This is a genomic window from Arcanobacterium hippocoleae (assembly GCF_031456295.1).
Taxonomy (GTDB): domain Bacteria; phylum Actinomycetota; class Actinomycetes; order Actinomycetales; family Actinomycetaceae; genus Arcanobacterium_A; species Arcanobacterium_A hippocoleae.
This window is the reverse complement of sequence record NZ_JAVDUJ010000001.1, coordinates 541,657-562,733: the sequence shown is the minus strand read 5'-3', so window position 1 is coordinate 562,733 and position 21,077 is coordinate 541,657. Positions and strand designations below refer to the sequence as shown.

Annotated in this window: 11 protein-coding genes; 9 read left to right on the top strand and 2 right to left on the bottom strand. The window is 47.6% G+C overall.

The window, feature by feature from the left end:
- The first annotated feature begins 225 nt into the window (after window positions 1-225).
- The 3 genes from J2S36_RS02430 (at window position 226) to holA (ending at window position 4,215) form a co-directional block, all read left to right on the top strand.
- Window positions 226-1,068: a helix-hairpin-helix domain-containing protein gene (locus J2S36_RS02430; RefSeq protein WP_309955163.1), complete on the top strand. Its 843-nt coding sequence runs from the start codon at window positions 226-228 to the stop codon at window positions 1,066-1,068.
- Between the two features lie 21 nt (window positions 1,069-1,089).
- Window positions 1,090-3,138 (top strand): ComEC/Rec2 family competence protein, encoded by a 2,049-nt coding sequence (locus J2S36_RS02425; RefSeq protein ID WP_309955161.1) that lies wholly within the window; start codon window positions 1,090-1,092, stop codon window positions 3,136-3,138.
- Window positions 3,139-3,249: 111 nt separating this feature from the next.
- Entirely contained in the window at window positions 3,250-4,215 is a 966-nt protein-coding gene (gene holA, locus J2S36_RS02420; protein WP_309955159.1) for a DNA polymerase III subunit delta, read from the top strand.
- Between the two features lie 86 nt (window positions 4,216-4,301).
- On the opposite strand, the gene J2S36_RS02415 is transcribed toward holA, so the two are convergent.
- Window positions 4,302-4,874: a biotin transporter BioY gene (locus J2S36_RS02415; protein ID WP_309955157.1), complete on the bottom strand. Its 573-nt coding sequence runs from the start codon at window positions 4,872-4,874 to the stop codon at window positions 4,302-4,304.
- A 413-nt stretch (window positions 4,875-5,287) separates the two neighbouring features.
- On the opposite strand from J2S36_RS02415, the gene J2S36_RS02410 reads away from it, so the two are divergent.
- The 6 genes from J2S36_RS02410 (at window position 5,288) to J2S36_RS02385 (ending at window position 20,335) form a co-directional block, all read left to right on the top strand.
- On the top strand, window positions 5,288-6,082 hold the full coding sequence (locus J2S36_RS02410; protein WP_309955155.1) for a biotin--[acetyl-CoA-carboxylase] ligase: 795 nt from the start codon (window positions 5,288-5,290) through the stop codon (window positions 6,080-6,082).
- A gap of 96 nt (window positions 6,083-6,178) precedes the next feature.
- Window positions 6,179-7,921: an acetyl/propionyl/methylcrotonyl-CoA carboxylase subunit alpha gene (locus J2S36_RS02405; protein WP_309955153.1), complete on the top strand. Its 1,743-nt coding sequence runs from the start codon at window positions 6,179-6,181 to the stop codon at window positions 7,919-7,921.
- A gap of 176 nt (window positions 7,922-8,097) precedes the next feature.
- Window positions 8,098-9,603: an acyl-CoA carboxylase subunit beta gene (locus J2S36_RS02400; protein WP_309957452.1), complete on the top strand. Its 1,506-nt coding sequence runs from the start codon at window positions 8,098-8,100 to the stop codon at window positions 9,601-9,603.
- A gap of 162 nt (window positions 9,604-9,765) precedes the next feature.
- Complete coding sequence (locus J2S36_RS02395; RefSeq protein WP_309955151.1) at window positions 9,766-18,942, top strand: polyketide synthase; 9,177 nt, start codon at window positions 9,766-9,768, stop codon at window positions 18,940-18,942.
- A gap of 131 nt (window positions 18,943-19,073) precedes the next feature.
- Window positions 19,074-19,622: a holo-ACP synthase gene (locus J2S36_RS02390; protein WP_309955149.1), complete on the top strand. Its 549-nt coding sequence runs from the start codon at window positions 19,074-19,076 to the stop codon at window positions 19,620-19,622.
- Window positions 19,623-19,765: 143 nt separating this feature from the next.
- Entirely contained in the window at window positions 19,766-20,335 is a 570-nt protein-coding gene (locus J2S36_RS02385; RefSeq protein WP_309955147.1) for a TetR/AcrR family transcriptional regulator, read from the top strand.
- 331 nt (window positions 20,336-20,666) lie between these two features.
- Here the strand turns inward: J2S36_RS02385 and rpsT are convergent, their stop codons facing one another.
- Entirely contained in the window at window positions 20,667-20,933 is a 267-nt protein-coding gene (gene rpsT, locus J2S36_RS02380) for a 30S ribosomal protein S20 (protein ID WP_309957450.1), read from the bottom strand.
- Window positions 20,934-21,077: the final 144 nt, after the last annotated feature.

Here is a 21,077-nt window from a genome sequence, read left to right as displayed (position 1 = left end):
TTCTGATAGTGTCTTTGGCAGTATTACTGGTTCGATGGGTTGTCTCCGGCGCTAATTTCTCGAAATAATATTTTGAAATAAAAAGCACTTCACGGTTGTGGAGTGCTTTTTGCAAAGCTAAATCGCGGGCTGAAGTTTTTGCACAGCTACTTCATTGTGTCTGAAGTTTCCACAACTGATATGAGGTGCTTAATTTTGCGGTGCGTCGTTTGTTAAAACAGTTTTATGCAAAATCCGCCACCGAATCGAAATCAGCGCAGTTCGCCGAAATATTTCAGCCAGCTTGCGCTTGCCGCTACATTGGGCGATGAAAGTCAGATTCACGGCGCTCCCACAGTGCGGCAGCGTCGTCGTATTGGGCTTGATCAAAATGCGCTAATCAGTTTGGCAGTTATTTTTAGCGTGGTATTGATTTCGGTGCTTGTCGTAGGGATTTACAATTCGCAATCGACGGCAAAAGCACTTCCGGCCAGAGAAACAAAAGATTATTCTGCGCAGGATCTAACGCAAAAAAGTAGGAGCCAGCCAGAAACTATGTCTGGCTACAAAACCGAAAGTCAGGAGCGTGAAACAAATGAACAGATCATTGTCTATGTATCAGGAGCTGTAAATCGTCCGGGTGTAGTTGAATTACCGCTTGATGCGCGGGTGAATGACGCTTTGCAAGCTGCTGGAGGCCCACAAGAAAATGCTGATATTAATTTGGTGAATTTGGCGCAAACAATTTCAGATGGTGCACAGATCCATGTGCCAGTAAAAGGAGAACCTGCACTTGGTGAACCGTCCCCAGGAGTGCAGCAGGGGCAAGGAGTGCGGGGAAGTAAAGGGCAGACGGTAGCAGGCAGTGCTGGAGCGGAGAATCCAGAAGGTTCACGGCAAAAAGTAAACCTGAATACAGCTACTGTGGAACAGCTTGATCAGATTCCTGGAATCGGTGCAATCACTGCCCGCGAGATTCTTAACTGGCGTGCGCAAAATGGCCCATTCCAGAGTCTTGAAGATTTACTGCAAGTATCGCGGATCGGTCAGAAAACTCTCGAAAAATTGCGGCCATATCTTACATTGTGATGCGAAAAAGACGGTGATCGTGTGCATGACTATCGACTCTTAATGCCTGCTTTGGTGTTTTGGGCTGTACGTGTTGGTTGGATTTCACCATTGCAGACGGTGCTTCTCATTTCGATTGCAGTGCTGATCTTAGCTTATTTGGCGTATACCGGAATCGGTCGAGAGTGTCTTGCGCAAACGGTTGCCGGGATGGTCTTTGCGGCAGTTATTGCGATCGCGGTGGGGCTGATTTTGCCACTTCCGGAAAAATCGTCTCGCTATGGTGCAAATAATTTGCTCCCTAAGGAGTGTAATGCGAGTATTTTCCAAGGTGAAAGCATTTACGCTCACGCAGAAAACTTCAGATGCATAATTCATACGCAATTTCGAATGCTGGGAGCTGATTTTTCCGATCAGACTGCTGGGATTTTACGGGGCGTTGTGCTTGGTGATGCTACGGGTTTGCCCGCAGATCTTCGCAACCAGGTGAAGCTGGCCGGCTTGCAACATTTAGTTGCGATTTCCGGGGCACATATTTCATTGCTGATTGGGGTCGCAATGATTTTGCTGGGGCGGCGCAGGCGCCGTCTTACCGCAATGATTGCAAGTATTTTCTTATTTTTGTTGGTTGGGCTTGTGGGGTTAAGTGCCTCAGTGCTGCGTGCGGCAATAATGGGAATAGTTGCATTGATTGCTTTTTCACTTGGGCGAGGTAGTGGAGTGATTGCTGCACTCAGTCTGGGGGTCATTGTCGGTGCTGCATTTTGGCCAGATCTCGCAGCTGGAATTGGTTTTCAGATGTCTGTGATCACCACCGGAGCGATTATCGTCATTGGAAATTCGTTCCTGCAGATCCCCGCAATCGTAAATCGCCGCTGGGCTACCTGGCTTGTAATACCACTGATTGCGGGGACGGCAATCATCCCAATTTCTGCACAATTACAACCACAGCTTTCGTTGTTTGCAGTTCCGGCAAATATTGTTGTTGCACCGGTCATTCCGGTGATCACGGTACTTGGATTGGCGGCAGCTGTGATTGGCGCATTCATTCCAGCAATTGCAGCTATCTTGCTATTTCCTTGTGCGATTGGTGCATGGTGGGTAAGTCAAGTGGCGCGTTTTTCGACAATGTTTACGGCATTCATTTTTCCGGTCTGGGTAGTAGCAGTAATTCAACTGGGAGGATTAATATTGCTTTTGTTATGGGCACGCAAACAATCTGTGCGAGATTCAGCAAAAATCGAATTTGCACGGCAGGGCTGGCCGCGATTTTGGAGCTGGCCTTATTTTATTATTGCAGGAGTAGTAATTTGTATTTTGCTCATCTTTCCCCTGATGCCAGTGATAATTGGAAACAAGACTTCATTCGCATGGGAATTTATTCAATGTGATGTAGGGCAAGGGTCTGGTTTGCTGGCACGCAACGGTGGAAAAACTGTGCTCATTGATACCGGCAAGGAACGAAGTAATGCGGTACCGTGCTTGAGACGGCATAAAATACGAAAACTTGATTTGCTGATTATTTCGCATCTTGATGCAGATCATGTGGGCGGATTTGAACAAGTATTGGCCGAAGTGCAAGTGGAGCAGGTCTGGTTGAGTGAAAATCAGCATCCACAATATCGGCATAAGCAAGTGTTGGCAGCTGCGCAAAAAGAAGAAATTCCAATAAAACATGTCAAAGCGCATGAAAAATATGCAGATTGGATCGAAATTCTCAGTCCATTGCATATCTATGGTGGTGAAGATGATACAAATACGGATTCATTGGTCTTAGATCTGCGCTTGCAAACACATCGAGTGCTCGTATTATCTGATGTGCCAGCAGAAATTCAGGAAAATTTAGTGCCGATGAAACTACCGCAATTTTCCTGCGTGATTGTGGCCCATCACGGTGCAAAGAGTCAATCTGCGCGACTCGCTGCAAAAATAAAACCAGAAATTTCACTGATTTCAGTTGGACGGAATAATTATGGGCATCCGCATCGCAATGCTTTTGCAGTTTGGCAGGCACCGTTAATCAAAACGACTCTCGATTGTGGAGATATTATGGTGGGTGCAAAACAGTATCAGACGCAAAAGCGTTGTTGAGAGCTATCTCAAAATGGACGGGATTATAAATCCGGAAGATAATTTGTGCTGATTATCAGCAGACGCGTTCCAATATTAGCAGCTATTCAATAATGTGGAATACTAAAGGGTATGGCTATGAAATACGCACTTGAAATTGCTCCAATCGTCTTTATTAAAAGTGACGAACCGGTATATGCAGATCGCGTATTTGAAGATTTGCGTGATCAATTTCGGGCACAAGTGCCGGGGGCACAAGTAACACGGATCGATGCACAAAATGCACAGCCAGGTGAACTTCTAATGCTTACATCTCCGTCATTATTCGGTGAGCCGCGCGCCATCTATATCCCAAATCTAGAACAAGCAAATACTTATTTAAGCGATGAAATCATCGCCTATCTGCCTCATCCCGAGCCTGATGTTTGCTTGATTTTACGGCATAACGGTGGTCAACGCGGGAAAAAACTGAAAGACGCAATAACAAAACAGAAAATCCCCACGATCGAAATTAAACAAGTTAAGACGGCTAATGACAAAGCGCGTGCAGTACAAGATGATGTAACGCAACAAAAACGTGCGATCACGCCGCAAGCAGTCAATGCCCTAGTGGATGCTCTCGGTTCGGATTTGCGTGAGCTACTCGCAGTTACGAACCAATTGCTGAGCGATGTTTCAGGGAAAATCACGGAAGCTGATGTAGCTCGCTACTGTGCAGGGCGAATTGAGGCCACTGGATATCAGGTTGCTGATGCAGTGGTGATTGGAGATGTAGCAAAGGCAGTACAGTTAGCCCGTCATGCAATAGCTACTGGGCTCACCGGAGTTGCAATCGTTGCTGCGCTCGCGGCGAAGTTTCGCAACCTTGCTTATGTGCTCGGGATGCGTTCAGTGCGAATCGATTATCGGCTATCGCTTGCGCCGTGGCAGATTGATCGCGCAAAACGCGAATTGCGTGGCTGGAGTGCAGTGGGGCTCGGGCGGGCAATTCAGGAGATCGCACGTGCCGATGCGGATCTCAAAGGAGGGTCGCGAGATAGTGCATATGCCCTTGAACGGGCACTGCTCGCTATCGGAAGAGCACGGCGTTTGAAATAGGGGTTGACGTTTGAGCGTGGTGATGAAGTGCTGCTTGTATGCAAAACGGCTCAACCGTCACTAATTTAGTTTCAAAATCTTGTGAGTTAGCTTTGATGTGCCTGTTTTTCGCTGATCAGCAGCGCAAAAATACTGGCGATGAGAAGTTTGCTGGCATCGCCAATGAGAAAAGGGGTAATTCCGGTTTCGAGTAAAGTGCTAAAACTGAATCTGCCATTTAAGGAGAGAAAGCCGGTGAGCCAAATCAACCCTGGAATATATGGAATAGCAAGCCCGATTGCGGGTACTGCGATTGCGCGCCAGCCAGATAAACCGCGTTGCGCAAGGTGGGCAACTGCATAGGCTGCGCCAATAAAACCGAGAACAAAGCCAAATGATGCACCAATTCCTGATGTTCCACCAGAAAGAATGGGCGCTCCGAAAGCTGCAAGAGTTGCGTAAAGAGTTAGCGCACTTGCAGCTGAATTGCGGTGTGCCAGCATCCCAACCAGTACTACAGCGAGGGTCTGGCCAGTGAGTGGGATTGGGTGAAATGGGATCACGATTTGCGCGAATATTGCAACAAGTAAAAATCCTGCGATCATTTCACGCAAAAGCGTACGGTTTACAATATTCCATCTTGTAAGTAGTGGATGTGAGATGAGAGTTTGTGTTGCCATATTCAGTTCTTTCTTTGTGAGATTTTAGTGATTAAGATTTTTCCGATCCTGTTTTGGATAGCTGCCTGAGAGTAATCGAATCGATCCACAAAGCACTAGCCATGTGGCTAGTGTGGCATAGATGGCAAGAAAATTTGGGATCCCAAGATGCAGCTGTTTCATATTTGATGCTGCAAAATATGCGCTGTTTATTTCTGTTTTTGCCTGAGAATCAGCCATTTCAGAAGAGAGTTAGGTGGAGAATTTTCTTCCGGGATAAATTCTGAGTGTTGCTAATGTCATAAAAATGGAGCGCGCTCCGAAATGTAAGAGCTCACAAATCTCGAAGTGTGTATCAATCCGCTTGACGACTCCACCTACGCGGGTGTTACTCTGAACTGGAGTGCACTCCGTTTTAGTTTATTTGCAAAGAGATGGCGAAACATATGGAACAGTCTAACCACTTCGAGCTACTTTCGAGAGATTGTGATTCTCTCACCTACTTCGAAAGTCTAACCTCGACACAGGACTTTTTTCAGCAGAATTGGCGTGAAATGCCTCAATTTAGTGTCTGTATTGCAGATTTTCAAGAGCGTGGGCGCGGAAGGTACCAACGTCATTGGCAGGCTCCGAAACAGACTTCACTATTGATGTCAGTACTTATTCCGCTTGACTCAAATATCGACTATGGCTGGGCTACATTCGCTGGAGCTCTTGCCGCGCGCGAAGCATGTGCAAAAATTTTGCCCGCCCAAAAGATCTTGTTGAAATGGCCAAATGATGTAGTAAGCATGCAGGGGCAGAAAATTGGTGGCGTGCTTGGTGAAGTACTTGGCGAACGCGATGGAATGCTATTTGGGGCGATCGGCGTCGGAATCAATATCCTGCAAGCGAAGAATGAACTACTAGCTACTGCTACTTCTTTGCGCATGCTTGATTCATCTTTGCAGGGGGAATTCAAAATTGTCCGGGAAGCTCTCGCGGTTCTTTTCTTGAATGAATTAAAACAAAATCTGCAACTTCAAAAAACCGATGTGCTTTCCAAAATGTCGCTGCACTGCATCGATATTGGAAAAGTGCGTAACCTTCAGACGCGGATCGGGAAAATTAGTGGTACCGTGCGCGGAATCGGGGCGAATGGAGAGTTGATCCTAGGAAACCACCTGATTACCCCAGATCAAATGGCACAAAATGCATTGCTTGAACCAGATTTTGTGACTAAAAAGTGATTTCTCAAGCATCCTTTAATGTTTTGTTTTCTTGCCGTAAATGATTTTGCTTGAAGTTTGTGCAGAGAACTGAATCTCAGAGATGGAAAGGTAAAAATGAAGCTTTTAATTGCAAATCGTGGCGAAATTGCGATTCGCATTATTCGTACATGTCGCGAACTTGGAATTACAACTGTGGTCGGATATTGCGAATCTGAACGTGATGCTGCATACGTAAACATGGCAGATGAAGCTTATTTACTTGGGCGTGATGCAAACGTTTTTATTGATTCTGCTTTGATTCTCGACATTGCGAAACGTGCATGTGTACAGGCTGTGCATCCAGGATATGGATTTCTTTCAGAATCGCCTGATTTTGCAGCTGCAGTACAAGCAGCGGGAATGAAGTGGATCGGGCCTGACCCAAGCGTGCTGTATGCGCTTGGTGACAAAGCAAGTGCGCGGGAAATAGCAGCACGCGTAGCTGTACCGACAGTGCCAGGGATCGAATTATCGCAAGTTAATGCTACTGACATTGAAACTTTTGCGGCGAAGGTAGGTTTTCCAGTCGTAATCAAGAAAGTTGATGGCGGGGGTGGGAGAGGGATCAAAGTGCTTCGTGATCTGAAACAGCTACACGAGTATTTTCAGTTACACGATGGCGCAGTGAATCCAGTGGTTGTAGAAAAATTTCTGGAGCATGCGCGGCACCTTGAAACCCAATGCGTGAGAGATGCGGAAGGGAACTTCGCAGTTATCTCTACGCGCGATTGCTCGCTGCAGCGGCGAAATCAGAAAATGCTTGAGGAAGCTCCCGCATTTGATCTTCCTGCAGAGATCAACGCGCAGTTGATTGAAAATTCGCGCCGTCTTTTTGCAGCGGTAGATTATATCGGTGTAGGCACTTGCGAATTCTTGTATGAAGATAATTTGTATTTTCTGGAAGTTAATCCGCGACTACAAGTAGAACATTCCGTTTCAGAAGAAGTTACGGGTTTGGACTTAGTGCGGATGCAGCTGACGGTTGCGATGGGAACGGAAATTCCACCAATTCCTGAAGTCCGTGGGCATGCGATTGAAATGCGGATCACCAGTGAAGATCCGGGTGCGATGATGATGCCAACTACTGGGGTTGTGGACGCGGTAAGCTGGCCTCTAGGGCTGGGCGTCCGCATTGATACAGGATTGTGTGAAGGTGATGCAGTAACTGCAGAATTCGATTCGATGATTGCAAAAATCATCGTCACTGCGGAAAACCGGCAGCAGGCGATTGTGCGTGCGCAGCGAGTATTGCGTGAATTAAAAATTACGGGAATCAAAACACCGATTGCAATGTATCAAGCAATTTTCACGGAACCTGATTTTGTAAATGGAAATTTCTCAACTCGCTGGTTTGAAGCGGAATTTTTCCCGCAATGGAATCCAGGCGCTGGATCAGAGCGAAATGGATCTGATCCAAATACGGATCTGCCGTCGGCAGATTTTGAAATGCAAACTTTTACGATCGAAATTGATGGGAAGCGCGGCACGATCACGGTGCCAAAAGATTTGATTTCAGCTCAACGCCGGCATATTTTGCCTGCTCAGCCATTACGGCGTTCAAAGCGTCTGATTCATGAAGATGCATTGCAGGTAAGTGATGGAAAAGTAACTTCGCCAATTCAGGCTCTCGTGTTGAAAGTATGCACTGCGATTGGGGCACAGGTGCAAGAAGGGGATCTGCTGGCAGTGCTCGAATCAATGAAAATGGAAAGCTATGTGTATGCGCCATGTGCGGGAACAGTAGTTGACGTGTCTGTTGCAGACGGCGAAAACGTAGTGCCCGGAGCATTGATTGCACGAATTGAGGAATTAAAATGAGCGACAAAAAACCGATCAATAATCAATGTGATACACAAACGCATTTGCATCCATCTGGTTCTGAAAATCTTCCCGCACAAGCTGCGAGTGCTTGGCAGGCGCATTTGCCTGGTGAAGAAGTGACGATTGATCACAGTTCGCAAATAATCGATCGCGAAAAATTTCATGCCTTTGAAATGTCGGTAGTTGATTCTGCTGAAGTCAAAGCGTGTAATTTGCAGCACCCGAAAGGGAAAAAGACAGCACGGGAGAGAATTGCTGCACTGGTAGATGAGCAAAGTTTTCAAGAGATTGGACGCTTTGCTGGCGGTAATATTGCGCATGGCTTTACGGGTGCTGGGGTAGTCACTGGTCTGGCACGAGTCAATGGGAAGCAGATTGCGCTATATGTGCAGGATTTTTCCGTTGCGGGAGGAACGCTGGGCGAAGCAGAAGGCAATAAGATCATTTCGATTATCGATAAAGCGTTGGAATTGCAGATTCCCGTGATCGGGATCTTGGATTCGGGCGGGGCACGAATCCAAGAGGGTGTAGTTGCTTTGAGTCAGTATGGCAGGATTTTCAAACGAACTTGCCAGGCATCTGGGAGAATTCCGCAAATTTCACTGATTCTTGGACCTTGTGCAGGTGGGGCGGTATATAGTCCGGCGCTTACCGATTTCATTATCATGGCCCGTGATAATTCACATATGTTCGTCACTGGTCCAGATGTTGTTCGATCAACTACTGGTGAAGAAGTGAGCTTTGCAGATTTAGGCGGGGCGAGTGTGCATAATTCTCAATCTGGAGTGGCTCATTATCTGGCAGATGATGAAGAAGATGCGATCGATTATGCCAAAACACTACTTTCATATTTGCCGGCAAATTCAAGTGTGCCGGTACCAAAGTACGAATATTCTGAAGCAGCGGCACAAAATGCGCAACTTCAGTGCAGTGATTTAGGGCTACTCGTGCCAGAATCTTCTCGGCAACCATACGATATGGTCGCGGTGATTGAAAAAATCGTTGATCATGGTGAGTTTGTGCAGGTGCAAGAGCATTTTGCGCGCAATATGCTGATTGGTTTCGCTTGTATTGACGGGCAGAGTGTAGGAATTGTTGCGAATCAGCCGATGGTTGATGCAGGCACATTGGATGTGGACGCATCGGAAAAAGCTGCACGGTTTGTACAGATGTGTGATGCGTTTGGATTGCCGGTAATTACGCTTGTGGATGTTCCGGGCTATCGCCCGGGGGCAGAACAAGAACATGCCGGAATTATTCGCCGTGGTGCAAAAATGATTTGGGCCTATGCGACAGCGAGTGTCCCTCTTGTTACCGTGATTTTACGAAAAGCCTATGGTGGAGCATATATCGTGATGGGCTCAAAATCACTTGGGGGAGATTTAGTTTACGCTTGGCCAGGAGCTGAAATTGCAGTGCTCGGTGCGGAAGGGGCAGTAGCAATCATGCATCGGCGGGAGATTTCGCAAGCCCGGGAAAATGGTTGTGAGCAGCAGGTACGTGCAGAACTTAGTGAAAAATATCGGCAAGAAAATGTGAATCCGTATCTTTCTGTGGCTCGGGGAGAAGTAGATGGGATCATTGTGCCATCACGAACACGGGAAATCATTGGCAAATCATTAGCAAATCTTGCGCAGAAACGAAGAAATACATATCGGCACGGAAACATGCCGATGTAATAGTGCGCGATTTTAACGAAGTGCGGCAATCACACATTGCCGCTGATCCAATATCAATAAATATTCCAAATCGAATCTAAACTCAGTTCAAAACCTTTGAAATTTAACAAATTCTGATGCGAAACGAACTTTGAGAGAAAAATACAAGGAGTAAAGGAAATAATGACAACTCTGTTTCAGCAACTCAATTCTGGAGTCCCATATATTTTACAATTTGCTGGTCAAGCTGCACCGTGGAAAGAGGAGCTTGCTCAGCTGCGCGAAGATCCGATCCTTTCTGCTGAACTAATACAGTTGGATCAGCAGGCAACACAAATACTTGCCCCGGTGCTTCCCGAAATTACGCAAATCACGGGCGGTAAATTGCAATTACTTGAGCCGAACGTAGCGAATGCTGCATTTGCTTCTGTACCGGGAATTTTCCTGTGCCAATATGCGGCTTTGCGAGAGCTTGGTTTAAGCGCAAAGCCTTTAGCTGTGCTGGGATATTCGCAAGGGGTTCTTGCGGTTGAATTACTGAAAAATGCTGCTGGTGAAGTGCAAATGGATGGATGCTCTGAGATCAAAGCAGCTCAGATTCTTGCTCTTGCACGATTAATCGGTGCTGCAGCAACGCGTGTGACGCGGAAAATCGATGCAGCTCCGCGTGGCCAAGCCACTTCAATGTTGGCTGTAAGAGGCGTGCCAAATACGCAAATTGCGGAGCTTGCTACCGAATCCGGAGTAACCGTAGCAATCGTTAATTCTGCTAGTCGTGCTACTCTTTCTGGGAATCCGCAATCGTTGATAAAAGCTGCACAGAAAATTGCGCAACTTGCTGATTGGCAAAACAAAGCATTGGAAGAAAAAACTGCTGGTGTGCAAGCGCTTACTCCCAGCTGCGAATTCTTACCCGTTGATGCTCCTTTTCATAGTCCATTACTTGATCCAGCTGTTGCGCTTGTGGCAGCCTGGGTGCAGGATTGTGATTTCGGTGAACTAAATGTCATGAACCTAGCGCGGAAAGTACTCACAGAGCATGTTGATTGGTGCGCGGAGATAACGCAGGCACTTTCACTAAAACCAGAATGGATTGTGGATCTTGGTCCAGGTACAAGTCTGCGCACAATTACTTCTGCGCTGACAGCGGGGCATGGGCTGGGAATAGCAGAAGCTGGTGATGCACATGGGCGCGATTTGCTCCAGCTGCCAGGTGCAAAGTTTGCGAAGTCTGTAAACTATGCGCAATTTGCTCCAAGCATCGCAATGCTCAACGGGAAGAAAGTGTTGCAAACTAAATTCACGACGCTTACTGGACGTGCTCCGGTCTTGCTTGCGGGAATGACGCCAACAACTGTCGAAGCGGAGATCGTGGCAGCGGCTGCAAACGCAGGGTACTGGGTTGAAATGGCTGGCGGCGGGCAAGTGACTGAAGAAGTTTTTCTCAGCAATTTAGCCGATTTGAAAAAACAGTTAAATCCAGGGCAAACAGCACAATTTAACGCAATGTTTATGGATCGTTATCTCTGGAATTTGCAATTTGGTACACAGCATATCGTCAGCCGTGAACGGCGAAATGGTGCCCCTATTGACGGACTCGTGATTTCAGCGGGAATCCCTGAAGTGGATGAAGCGAATGAATTGATTGCGCAGCTGCGTGAAGCAGGATTCCCTTATCTTGCTTTCAAACCCGGTACGGTGGATCAGATTCGGCAAGTGCTGGAAATTGCAAAAGCAAATTCGGAAATTCCAATAATTCTGATGGTCGAAGACGGACACGCTGGCGGGCATCATTCATGGGAAGATCTGGCGCATCTTTTGCTGGGCACATATGCGCAAATTCGTTCGCAAAAAAATACGGTTCTTTGCGTTGGTGGCGGTTTGGGTGACCCTGCGCGAGCTGCACAATTTCTCACGGGTGAGTGGGCATTATCGTACGTGAATACCGTTATGCCAGTTGATGGTATTTTTATTGGCACTACAGCAATGACCGCCAAGGAGGCGCATACCACTGATGCGGTAAAAGAACTACTTGTACGTACTCCGGGGATTTCCTTTGCGCAAAATAATGGTTGGGTTGGCTCAGGCGAGGTTAGCGGAGGGATGACCTCAGGGATTTCGCATCTCCATGCAGATATGTACGAGATCGATAATGCGGCGGCACGTGCTTCGAGACTGCTGGTAAAAGCTAATGACGCGCAATTCCGGCACAATCACCGTGATGAAATTATTGCGGCGATCAATGCAACTGCAAAACCTTATTTCGGTGAACTGGAACAAATGACATATGCGCAAGTTCTCCAGCGGTATGCAGAATTAACTTATCCTGATGCAGATTTGTCATGGGTGAAGCGATTCCATGAACTGCTTCAGCGTTGCGAAGCACGGCTTTGTGATCGTGATGCAGGGGAAATTTCGACGCTTTTTCCAGATTTGAAACAAGCTGAAAATCCTTTTGAATGCATTGAGCAGTTGCTTGCAGTTTATCCGAATGCAGCATCGATTACCTTCACGGTATTTGATGCAGCATGGTTCATTGAACTTTGCCGAAAGTATCCAAAGCCAGTGCCGTTTGTGCCCGCAATTGATGAGTCGCTAATGAAATGGTGGGGAACTGACGGCCTGTGGCAGTCGCACGATCCGCGATACGATGCGGATCAAGTGCGGATAATTCCAGGTCCAGTTTCGGTAGCAGCGATCGAGACGGTTAATGAACCGATTGCTGATATTCTCGCTCGCTATGAGCGTGCAGCAATTCAGGCAGTAGAATCTGCTGCAGATGGTGCAGTTGTGGTTGATTCGCAGCAGGTACCACAGATTTTTGCCCGTATTGCAGCCGATTTTGATGAATATGTGCGCCGGGTGCCGCATATTGTTTGGCATGGGCATTTGATCACGAATCCGGCTCATGTGCTTGATCGGTACCAAATAGAAGTAACAGAAGTTGGGTACGATATCGTAGTTGATCTCGATACGCTTTGGTCAGATAGCAGTGCAAGCCACCATTCGGTGAAACTGCTACGAATTCCATTGATTCTGAACGATGTGGAAAATGGCGCATTACCGGTAGTGGATGATCTCAGATTGCCTGCTGTAATGCATGAGATGCTCTGCGCAACTGCTGGAGTGGGTGCGAAAAACGTGATGGGGGATGATATTCCCCAGTTGCCAAAGATCCAGCCTTCAAACTTGTCTGAATTTGGCGAAGCACGTTATACGTTCCAGATAAATGACGAATTAGGTGCGCTCCATGCAGGAGTTACAGCTAGTACTTTGTCTGCTCAATTACATCTGGCAGAAATCGTGCCAGCTGCTCTGCTGGGGCTTTGCTGGCCTGCAATTTATGCGGCTCTTGGCTCTGCGGAAGTGAATAATTTTCCAGTAATTGAGGGATTGTTCAATGCGGTGCATCTTGATCATTCAGAGACGCTCAATGTGATGCAAATTCCGCAAACTGCCACGATCGAAGCCACCTCATATTGTGCGCAAATTGCTGAATCTGCTTCTGGGCGTATCGTTACTGTGGAAACTATTTTGCGTTTCAAAAATCAGGAGCGGAGCGTCGGTGATCTGGTGAATCCCGATACTGACCGTGAAATTGGTCGTTTCTCGGAGCGTTTTGCAATTCGCGGACGGGCAGAAGGCGCATTATTGCCAGCAGAACCATGGTTGGGGGCACAGATCGAATCGCAAATGCGATCTGGCAAACGCGCTCTGCTTCGGAAAGTCCAGGTAGCGGCACCACAAGATATGACTGCTTTTGCGATGGTTTCTGGAGACTATAATCCGATCCACACTTCTTCCCGCGCAGCGAAAATTGCTGGTCTGGATGCACCGCTCGTGCACGGAATGTGGCTCTGCGCGGCAGCGCAACACACTGTTAGTGCAGAAGATGAAAATGGGATGAGTTGGAATATTGAAAGCTGGCTCTATCGCATGTACGGATTAGTGGCGCTCTCGGATCAAATCGATATTTCAGTTGAGCGTATCGGTACTGCTACAGGTGGGCGAGTAGTGCTGGAAGTGATTTCGAAGGTAGCTGGTGAAATTGTTTCTCAGGCAACGGCAATTGCGAGTCCCAAACGAACTGCCTATGTATTTCCGGGGCAAGGGATTCAAAAGGCTGGGATGGCGCTTGATGAGCGAATTGATTCTGCTGCTGCCCGTGATATTTGGGAACGCGCAGATGCTTATACTCGCAAAGAATTGGATTTTTCAATTCTCGCGATAGTTCGCGATAATCCAACTACGCTGGTAGCCAAGGGAATTACTTATCGTCATCCGCAAGGCGTTTTGAATTTGACGCAATTTACACAAGTAGCATTAGCTGCCGTCGCTTTTGCGCAAACTGCACGTTTGGAAGAAGCTGGTGCGCTGGTAGATGGGGCTTATTTTGCCGGGCATTCGCTCGGTGAATATACTGCCCTTTCTGCTTATGGAAAGATGATGAGTTTAGAGACGGTACTTGGAATTGTGTTCCAACGTGGTTCAACAATGCATCATCTTGTACCACGGGATGAAACTGGTAATTCAGAGTACAAAATGGGGGCACTGCGTCCAAACCAGTTTGGGGTTACTGATGCAGATGTGGCTGCATACGTTGCGCAGGTAAGCCGCGAAAGCGGCGAATTCTTAGAGATCGTGAATTACAATCTGGCTGGCGCACAATATGCAGTGGCTGGCACGAATGCAGGTATTGCTGCTCTTGCGCAGGATGCGACTGCACGTGCCACAGCAGCTGGAGGAAAAACTCCATTCATGTTGATCCCAGGAGTTGACGTGCCATTCCATTCCACTAGACTGCGTGATGGAGTGGAAGATTTCGCTGCTGTGCTTGCACAACGGCTCCCGCATGAGATCGACTTTGCGCGTCTTGAGAATCGCTATATTCCAAACTTGGTTGCCCGTCCTTTTGCTTTTACGAAAGAGTTTTGCAGCAGCATTTTGGACGTGGTTCCATCTGCTTATGTGCAGGATCTGCAGTTGCGATGGGAGACGATCGACTGGGATACAGAGCGAGGGGAAATTGGTCGGAACCTGCTTGTAGAGCTACTTTCATGGCAATTTGCTTCGCCTGTGCGCTGGATCGAAACTCAAGATTTCCTTTTCAGCCAATCTCGGATTGAAGAATTTGTGGAAATCGGTTTAGGGCATGCTCCAACACTTGCAAATTTGGCGGTAAAAACTTTACAGCTTCCAAAGTTTGCAAATAAAAAAGTGAAAGTGCTTAACGTACAACGTGATAGTGCGATTGTGTATCGTGCGGATGAACCGACGGTATTTGCCACAAGCAATTCAAAAACTACAGATTTCGCAGATCGTGAGAGTAAAAATGCTGCCGTCGAAAACACTGTGGCTGAACTGCCAGAAGTGGATTTACCAAATCTCGGTGATACAAATTTGGCGAGAATGGCAGATCCAAATGCAGCATCAGCAGCTTTAATTGCAACTCCTGCTGCTCCGGAAGCATTATCAGCTGGCGCAAAGAATCCCGAAATCAACTTTGATGCAGCTGACGCACTAAAAGTTCTCCTCGCTTATTCGACGAAGATCGACTTGGCACAGATCAGCGCGCAAGACACGATCGAAATACTGACGAATGGCGTCTCGTCAAAACGGAATCAGCTGCTCATGGATATTTCGGCTGAACTTGGGCTTTCCGCACTTGAAGGTGGTGCAGAAGCATCAATTGCTGAGCTGACAAAAAATATTTGTGTTGCTGCGCATAATTACACTCCGTTTGGTCCGGTGCTTTCAGAAATAATTGCAGAGCATATTCGACGTCTTTTTGGCGCTGCGGGGGCATCGCTTTCCGATATTGCAAAACACGTTAGTACGCAGTGGCAGCTTGGCGCGGGATGGCAATCGTGGGTAACAGCTTTCGTTTTACTGCAAACTCGTGAGGGAAAGTCTACGCGGGGTGGTGAATTAGCAGCGCTTCCAATACCGGCAAGTATGCCGGAAGTATTCGCACTGATTGACCAGGCAGTAATAAATGTCGGGAAATTCCTTGCTGTAACGGTAGCGAAACCGTCTGCAAACAATGCCAAAGGTGCAGGCGGCGCAATGGTTGATGCAGCAGCATTGGATGAGTTCAAGAATTTCATTACTGGATCACTTGCCGAAAATGCACGTGATTTACTGACACGATTAGGGCAAACGGCAATAGTCGAAAATAGTGGAGCAACGGATAATGAGCTGATCGAGACGGTTACAGCCGAGCTCGGAGCGTCATGGACAAAGCTTGTTGCGAATGTATTTGATTCACGAAAAGCAGTGGAACTAAATGACCGCTGGGCAACTGCCCGAGAAGATGTCACCCGGATTGCACTTGGGGTGCAGATTTCGGCAAATTTTGCAGCTACCGGAGCTGAAGTAGCACGGCAAGCTGTCTATTTGAGTGAGCAAACATCTGATACTGAGATAAAAACACGTCTGCTGGAAATTGCACAGCAAGCAGTTGACTTCAGCCCAGGTGAATTTTCGGGACAAATTGCTGTTGTTACTGGGATGACCCCGCAATCGATTGCAGGAGCCGTAACCGCGAAACTGCTTGCAGGGGGCGCAACTGTGATTGCAACAGCTTCGCACATTTCGCAGCAGCGGCTAGTTGATATCCGCAATTTATATCGACAATCTGCTCGCGGAGATGCTGCGCTCTGGCTGGTGCCAGCAAATCTTGGTTCGTATCGTGATATTGATGCACTCATTGATTGGATCGGCACTGAGCAAACCGAAAATATTGGCGGTACGACGCATCTGGTTAAACCTGCGCTCAATCCAGACTTACTTTTCCCGTTCGCAGCGCCACGCGTAATGGGCACAATGGAAGAAGCCGGTCCGCGTGCAGAAAATGAGATGCGGATCATGCTTTGGGGTGTGGAACGGTTGATCACCGGATTAGGCATTCTTGGGGGCGAGCATCATATTTCGCACCGTTTGCATACGATACTTCCTGGATCACCCAATCGCGGTCGTTTTGGCGGAGATGGTGCATATGGCGAAGTAAAATCTGCACTTGATGCGATCTGCAATAAGTGGCGTGTGGAGCCGTGGGGAAAGCACGTAACACTAGCACATGCGAGAATCGGTTGGGTGCGCGGCACTGGATTAATGGGCGGTAATGATCCACTCATTGCGGCAGTCGAAGCAAAGGGCGTGCGCACCTGGACAACCTCGGAAATTGCAGAAAAACTGATTGAAATTTCTACTGCCGAAGCCCGCAAGAGAGCACTTGATGCTCCGATTGATGCAGATTTTACCGGTGGACTCGACGAAATTGATTTTACTGAATTAACTGCGCAAGCCGGTGAGCATGAAGCACAAGTGCAAACATCTGCCGAACTTGTGCCAGATCAGATGATTCAAGCGCTTCCGTCTCCAAAACAAATGAAACTGGCGCAAGGCGCTGAATTATTTCCACAAGGCAGCGCTAAACCTGCAGAAATGATTGTGATCGTTGGTATCGGCGAGGTCGGAACTTGGGGCAGTGCCCGGACTCGTTTTGCTGCTGAATTGGGGATTCAAGATGACGGCAAAGTCGAACTCACTGCTGCAGGTGTGCTGGAACTGGCATGGATGATGGGGCTACTTACGTGGCACGAATCTCCCCAGGCCGGTTGGTATGATACCGCAGACAACTTGGTAGAAGAACAAGATATTTATTCTCGTTTCCGGGACGAAGTGGTTGCTCGTTCGGGCATTCGTCGGCTTACTGATGAGGAGTCGATTCATGATGCTGCAACTACTGACATGGTTACGGTGTTCTTAGATCATCCGATTAGTTTCACTGTATCAAGTGAAGCTGAGGCACGGGCATATTTTAATGCCGATCCGCAGTTCACGCAGATTTCACGAGCATCTGATGATCACAAGCTTTGGAAAGTAACACGTTTGAAAGGTGCCACCACATTGGTGCCCCGTCGAACCACACTTTCAAGATTTATCGCAGGCCAATTCCCGCAAGGTTTTGATCCGCAAAAGTGGGGTATTCCTGCAGCAATGCTTGAGAGTGCAGATAAGATGGCTGCATGGAATCTTGTGGCTACCGTGGATGCATTTATCTCAGCTGGTTTTAGCCCTGCAGAGCTATTGCAGGTAGTACATCCAAGTAGTGTGGGATGTACCCAAGGTACGGGCTTTGGTGGGATGAGTTCGATGCGGAAACTTTTTGTGGAACGATTCCTGAATGAATCTGTGCCACAAGATATTTTGCAGGAAACACTGCCAAATGTGATTGCGGCTCATACGATGCAAGCTTATGTGGGTGGTTATGGAGCGATGGTGCAGCCAGTTGCTGCATGTGCAACTGCTGCTGTCTCGCTTGAAGAAGGCGTAGATAAGATTGCAACTGGAAAAGCCAGTTTTGTTGTTACCGGCGGGATCGATGATCTTTCCGTCGAATCGCTTGAAGGCTTTGGTTTTATGAATGCGACGGCAGATTCACAAAGCCTAGTTGATCGCGGCATTCATGAGCGTTTCTGTTCACGTGCAGGAGATTCACGCCGAGATGGATTCGTCGAGGCGCAAGGCGGAGGAACTGTGCTCATTGCTCGCGGAGACTTGGCTTTGGAAATGGGTTTGCCGGTTTACGGTGTAGTTGGATACGTACAAAGTTTTGCTGATGGGATGCATACTTCAATTCCGGCTCCTGGTATTGGTGCGCTCGCGGCAGGGCAAGGAGGGAAAGAATCGCGTTTGGCTTGTGCACTTGCTGAGCTTGGCGTGAGCAGTGATGATATTGCGATTGTTTCCAAACACGATACTTCTACGAAGGCCAATGATCCGAATGAAGCTGAGCTACATCATTTACTTGCACAGGCACTTGGGCGCACGCCAGGTAATCCGCTTTATGTGATTTCGCAAAAGACGCTTACTGGGCACGCAAAGGGAGGTGCTGCATTATTCCAAATTGCTGGAATGACGCAAGTATTTGCTACCGGCATGATTCCTGCCAACCGTTCGCTTGACAATCTCGATCCAGAGTTCGCTGTGCGTGATTATCTGGTCTGGCTGCGTGATCCATTGAATTACGGGGAACATCTGCCAATTAAGGCCGGTTTGATCACATCTCTTGGTTTTGGTCACGTATCGTCTGTAATTGCACTGGTGCATCCAGGTGCATTTGAAGCTGCAATTATGCGTACACATGGAACAGCAGCATTGCAGCAGTGGCGTGAGGCGGCACTTTCACGACTACATGCAGGTGCGCAGCATTTATCACAGGCGATGATTGGGCGGGAGGCACTGTATCAACCACAGACGGGGCGCCGTCTGCCAGATGTGGCGCATGAAGCTGAAATTTCAATGCTGCTTGATCTAGATGCGCGCCTTGGTACGGACGGAAAATACGGTGAATGAGCTAACTGGCACCGAGAGTGAGCTCTAATTGCTTGGCGGAACTGACAGATCGCTGCGGTAATACAGTTGTTGTGCCAGTTCCGCCATGAGCGGCTAACATCAGAGAAAGCAAAAGCTTGTGGGGAATACAGATGCGTAATGAGGATAATTCGCTGGATGCTCAGCTGCAGCCAGTGCTCTGGGAAGGATCAAAGTATGCGCTGGGGATTGGCGTAGATCTTGTAGCTATTCCAGATTTTCTGCTGCAGCTGAACCAAGCTGGTTCGACTTTTCGAAATGTTTTCAGTGCTGCTGAGCTGCGGAATGCGCGCAGGCGTGCAGCTGTTACTGGAAATTCTCCAGATTACCATTTGGCGGCACGTTGGGCTGGGAAGGAGGCGTTCCTGAAGGCGTGGTCAAATCTGCTTTTGGGAAAGCCGCCGGTAATCAATCCAGAAAAAGTAATTTTTTCTGAAATCGAGGTGCTTGCTGATTACTATTGGCGGCCGCAGTTAGTTCTTTCAGGAACGGTAGCAGCAAAATTTCGGGAAAGTTTGGAAAAATCCAGTGAAATTAAGCTGGCTTGTACCGAAACTTGTGATCACATTGGACGGAAAGCACAAGCGCAAATTTCACTTTCGCACGATGGTGAATATGCAATTGCCTATGTGCAGATCGCATTGTTTCCATGTGAGCTATGAATGACGAAAAACGATATGATGGTGCGAAAGATAAATATTGAATAAAGCAGACACATTTGATCACAAGTGTGGTGTGAAATCTGTTTAGTTCAATTGGGCATTTTGAGCAATACTGCAAACCATAAAGGATTATAAGGAAACTGATGGCAGGTAAACGCGAAGCAAAAAATGCGGCGAACGCGCAGCGGATCATGGATGCCGGGAGTGAACTATTTGCGCTAAATAATTATGCTGATGTGACTACAAATATGCTTGCAGAGAAAGCAGGCGTATCAATGGGAACACTCTTTCGCCATATCGGTTCAAAAGCAGCACTATTAGTAAATGTAATTAAAAAAACTTTGCATCAACCAGTGCCGACTAAAAGACCTGCGGTGACGAATGAGCTTGCAATCGAAGCAGTATTGGCTTTGATCGAGCCGTTTGTGGAATTGGCGGTGCGCCAGCCGAAGAACGTCGTAGTTTTCCAGCGTGAAGTATTGTACGGAGATATTGACGGCTCTGATGTGGTGCAAATTGTGCATGGGTTAGAGGCGCAAATCGGTGAGATCGTAGCAGAATTGCGGGGAGTTTCTGATCCACATTTAGCACACGCTGTTTATGCCACGATTTATATGGATTTCTTGCAGGCAACAACCGAAAACAAAGAAATGGAAGATTTACCTGAACGGATGCGTGAATCAGTAGCAGCGATTTTCGCAAGATGGAATTAGTGATCCAATAATTTTAATTTTGCATATTCTGTGTGTGTTTCGCTTTCCTCACGGGCGCGGGGGATGGCTTTTCAAAAGATTGGGAAGATACGGTTTTCGGAAGCTGAACTTTCCGCTGGTTTCACGATGAATCGGAAATGATCTGGCACTGGCGTGGCGTGATGCAGCTGATGCCGGTTTGATCGAGCGGAGATTCACGCGGAAAATGGTACAAACTTGCAGAACGTGAGTAATGAGTAATGAGATACAAAACTGGGTTGAAACAAAAGTTTCAACCCAGTGAGTTTGTGTCAATACGTTTCGGTAGAACGCAGATGCACGATAGCTAAAATTACTTAGCGAGTGCAGCAACCTGCTTGGCAAGCTTAGACTTGCGATTAGCAGCTTGATTCTTGTGAATTACGCCCTTGGAAACTGCCTTGTCGAGCTTGCGAGCGGCAACGCGAAGTTCCTTTTCAGCAACCTCTGCGTCACCTGCTGCGATAGCTTCGCGTGTCTTACGAACGAGGGTCTTTAGCTCAGACTTATAAGCCTTGTTGCGGATCCGACGCTTCTCGTTAGTCTTGATACGCTTCTTTTGCGACTTGATATTTGCCACTTTTAATAACTCTTTCATTTGCTTCTTCACTCTGGCTGGAGTGAAGAATGCGGAATACGGTCGGTGAGGGGTTGCTCAATCCGGACTGCCAGGCGTGGGGACACCCGTGGTTATGGAAGTGAGCCGAATCAGTTCGCCCGACCA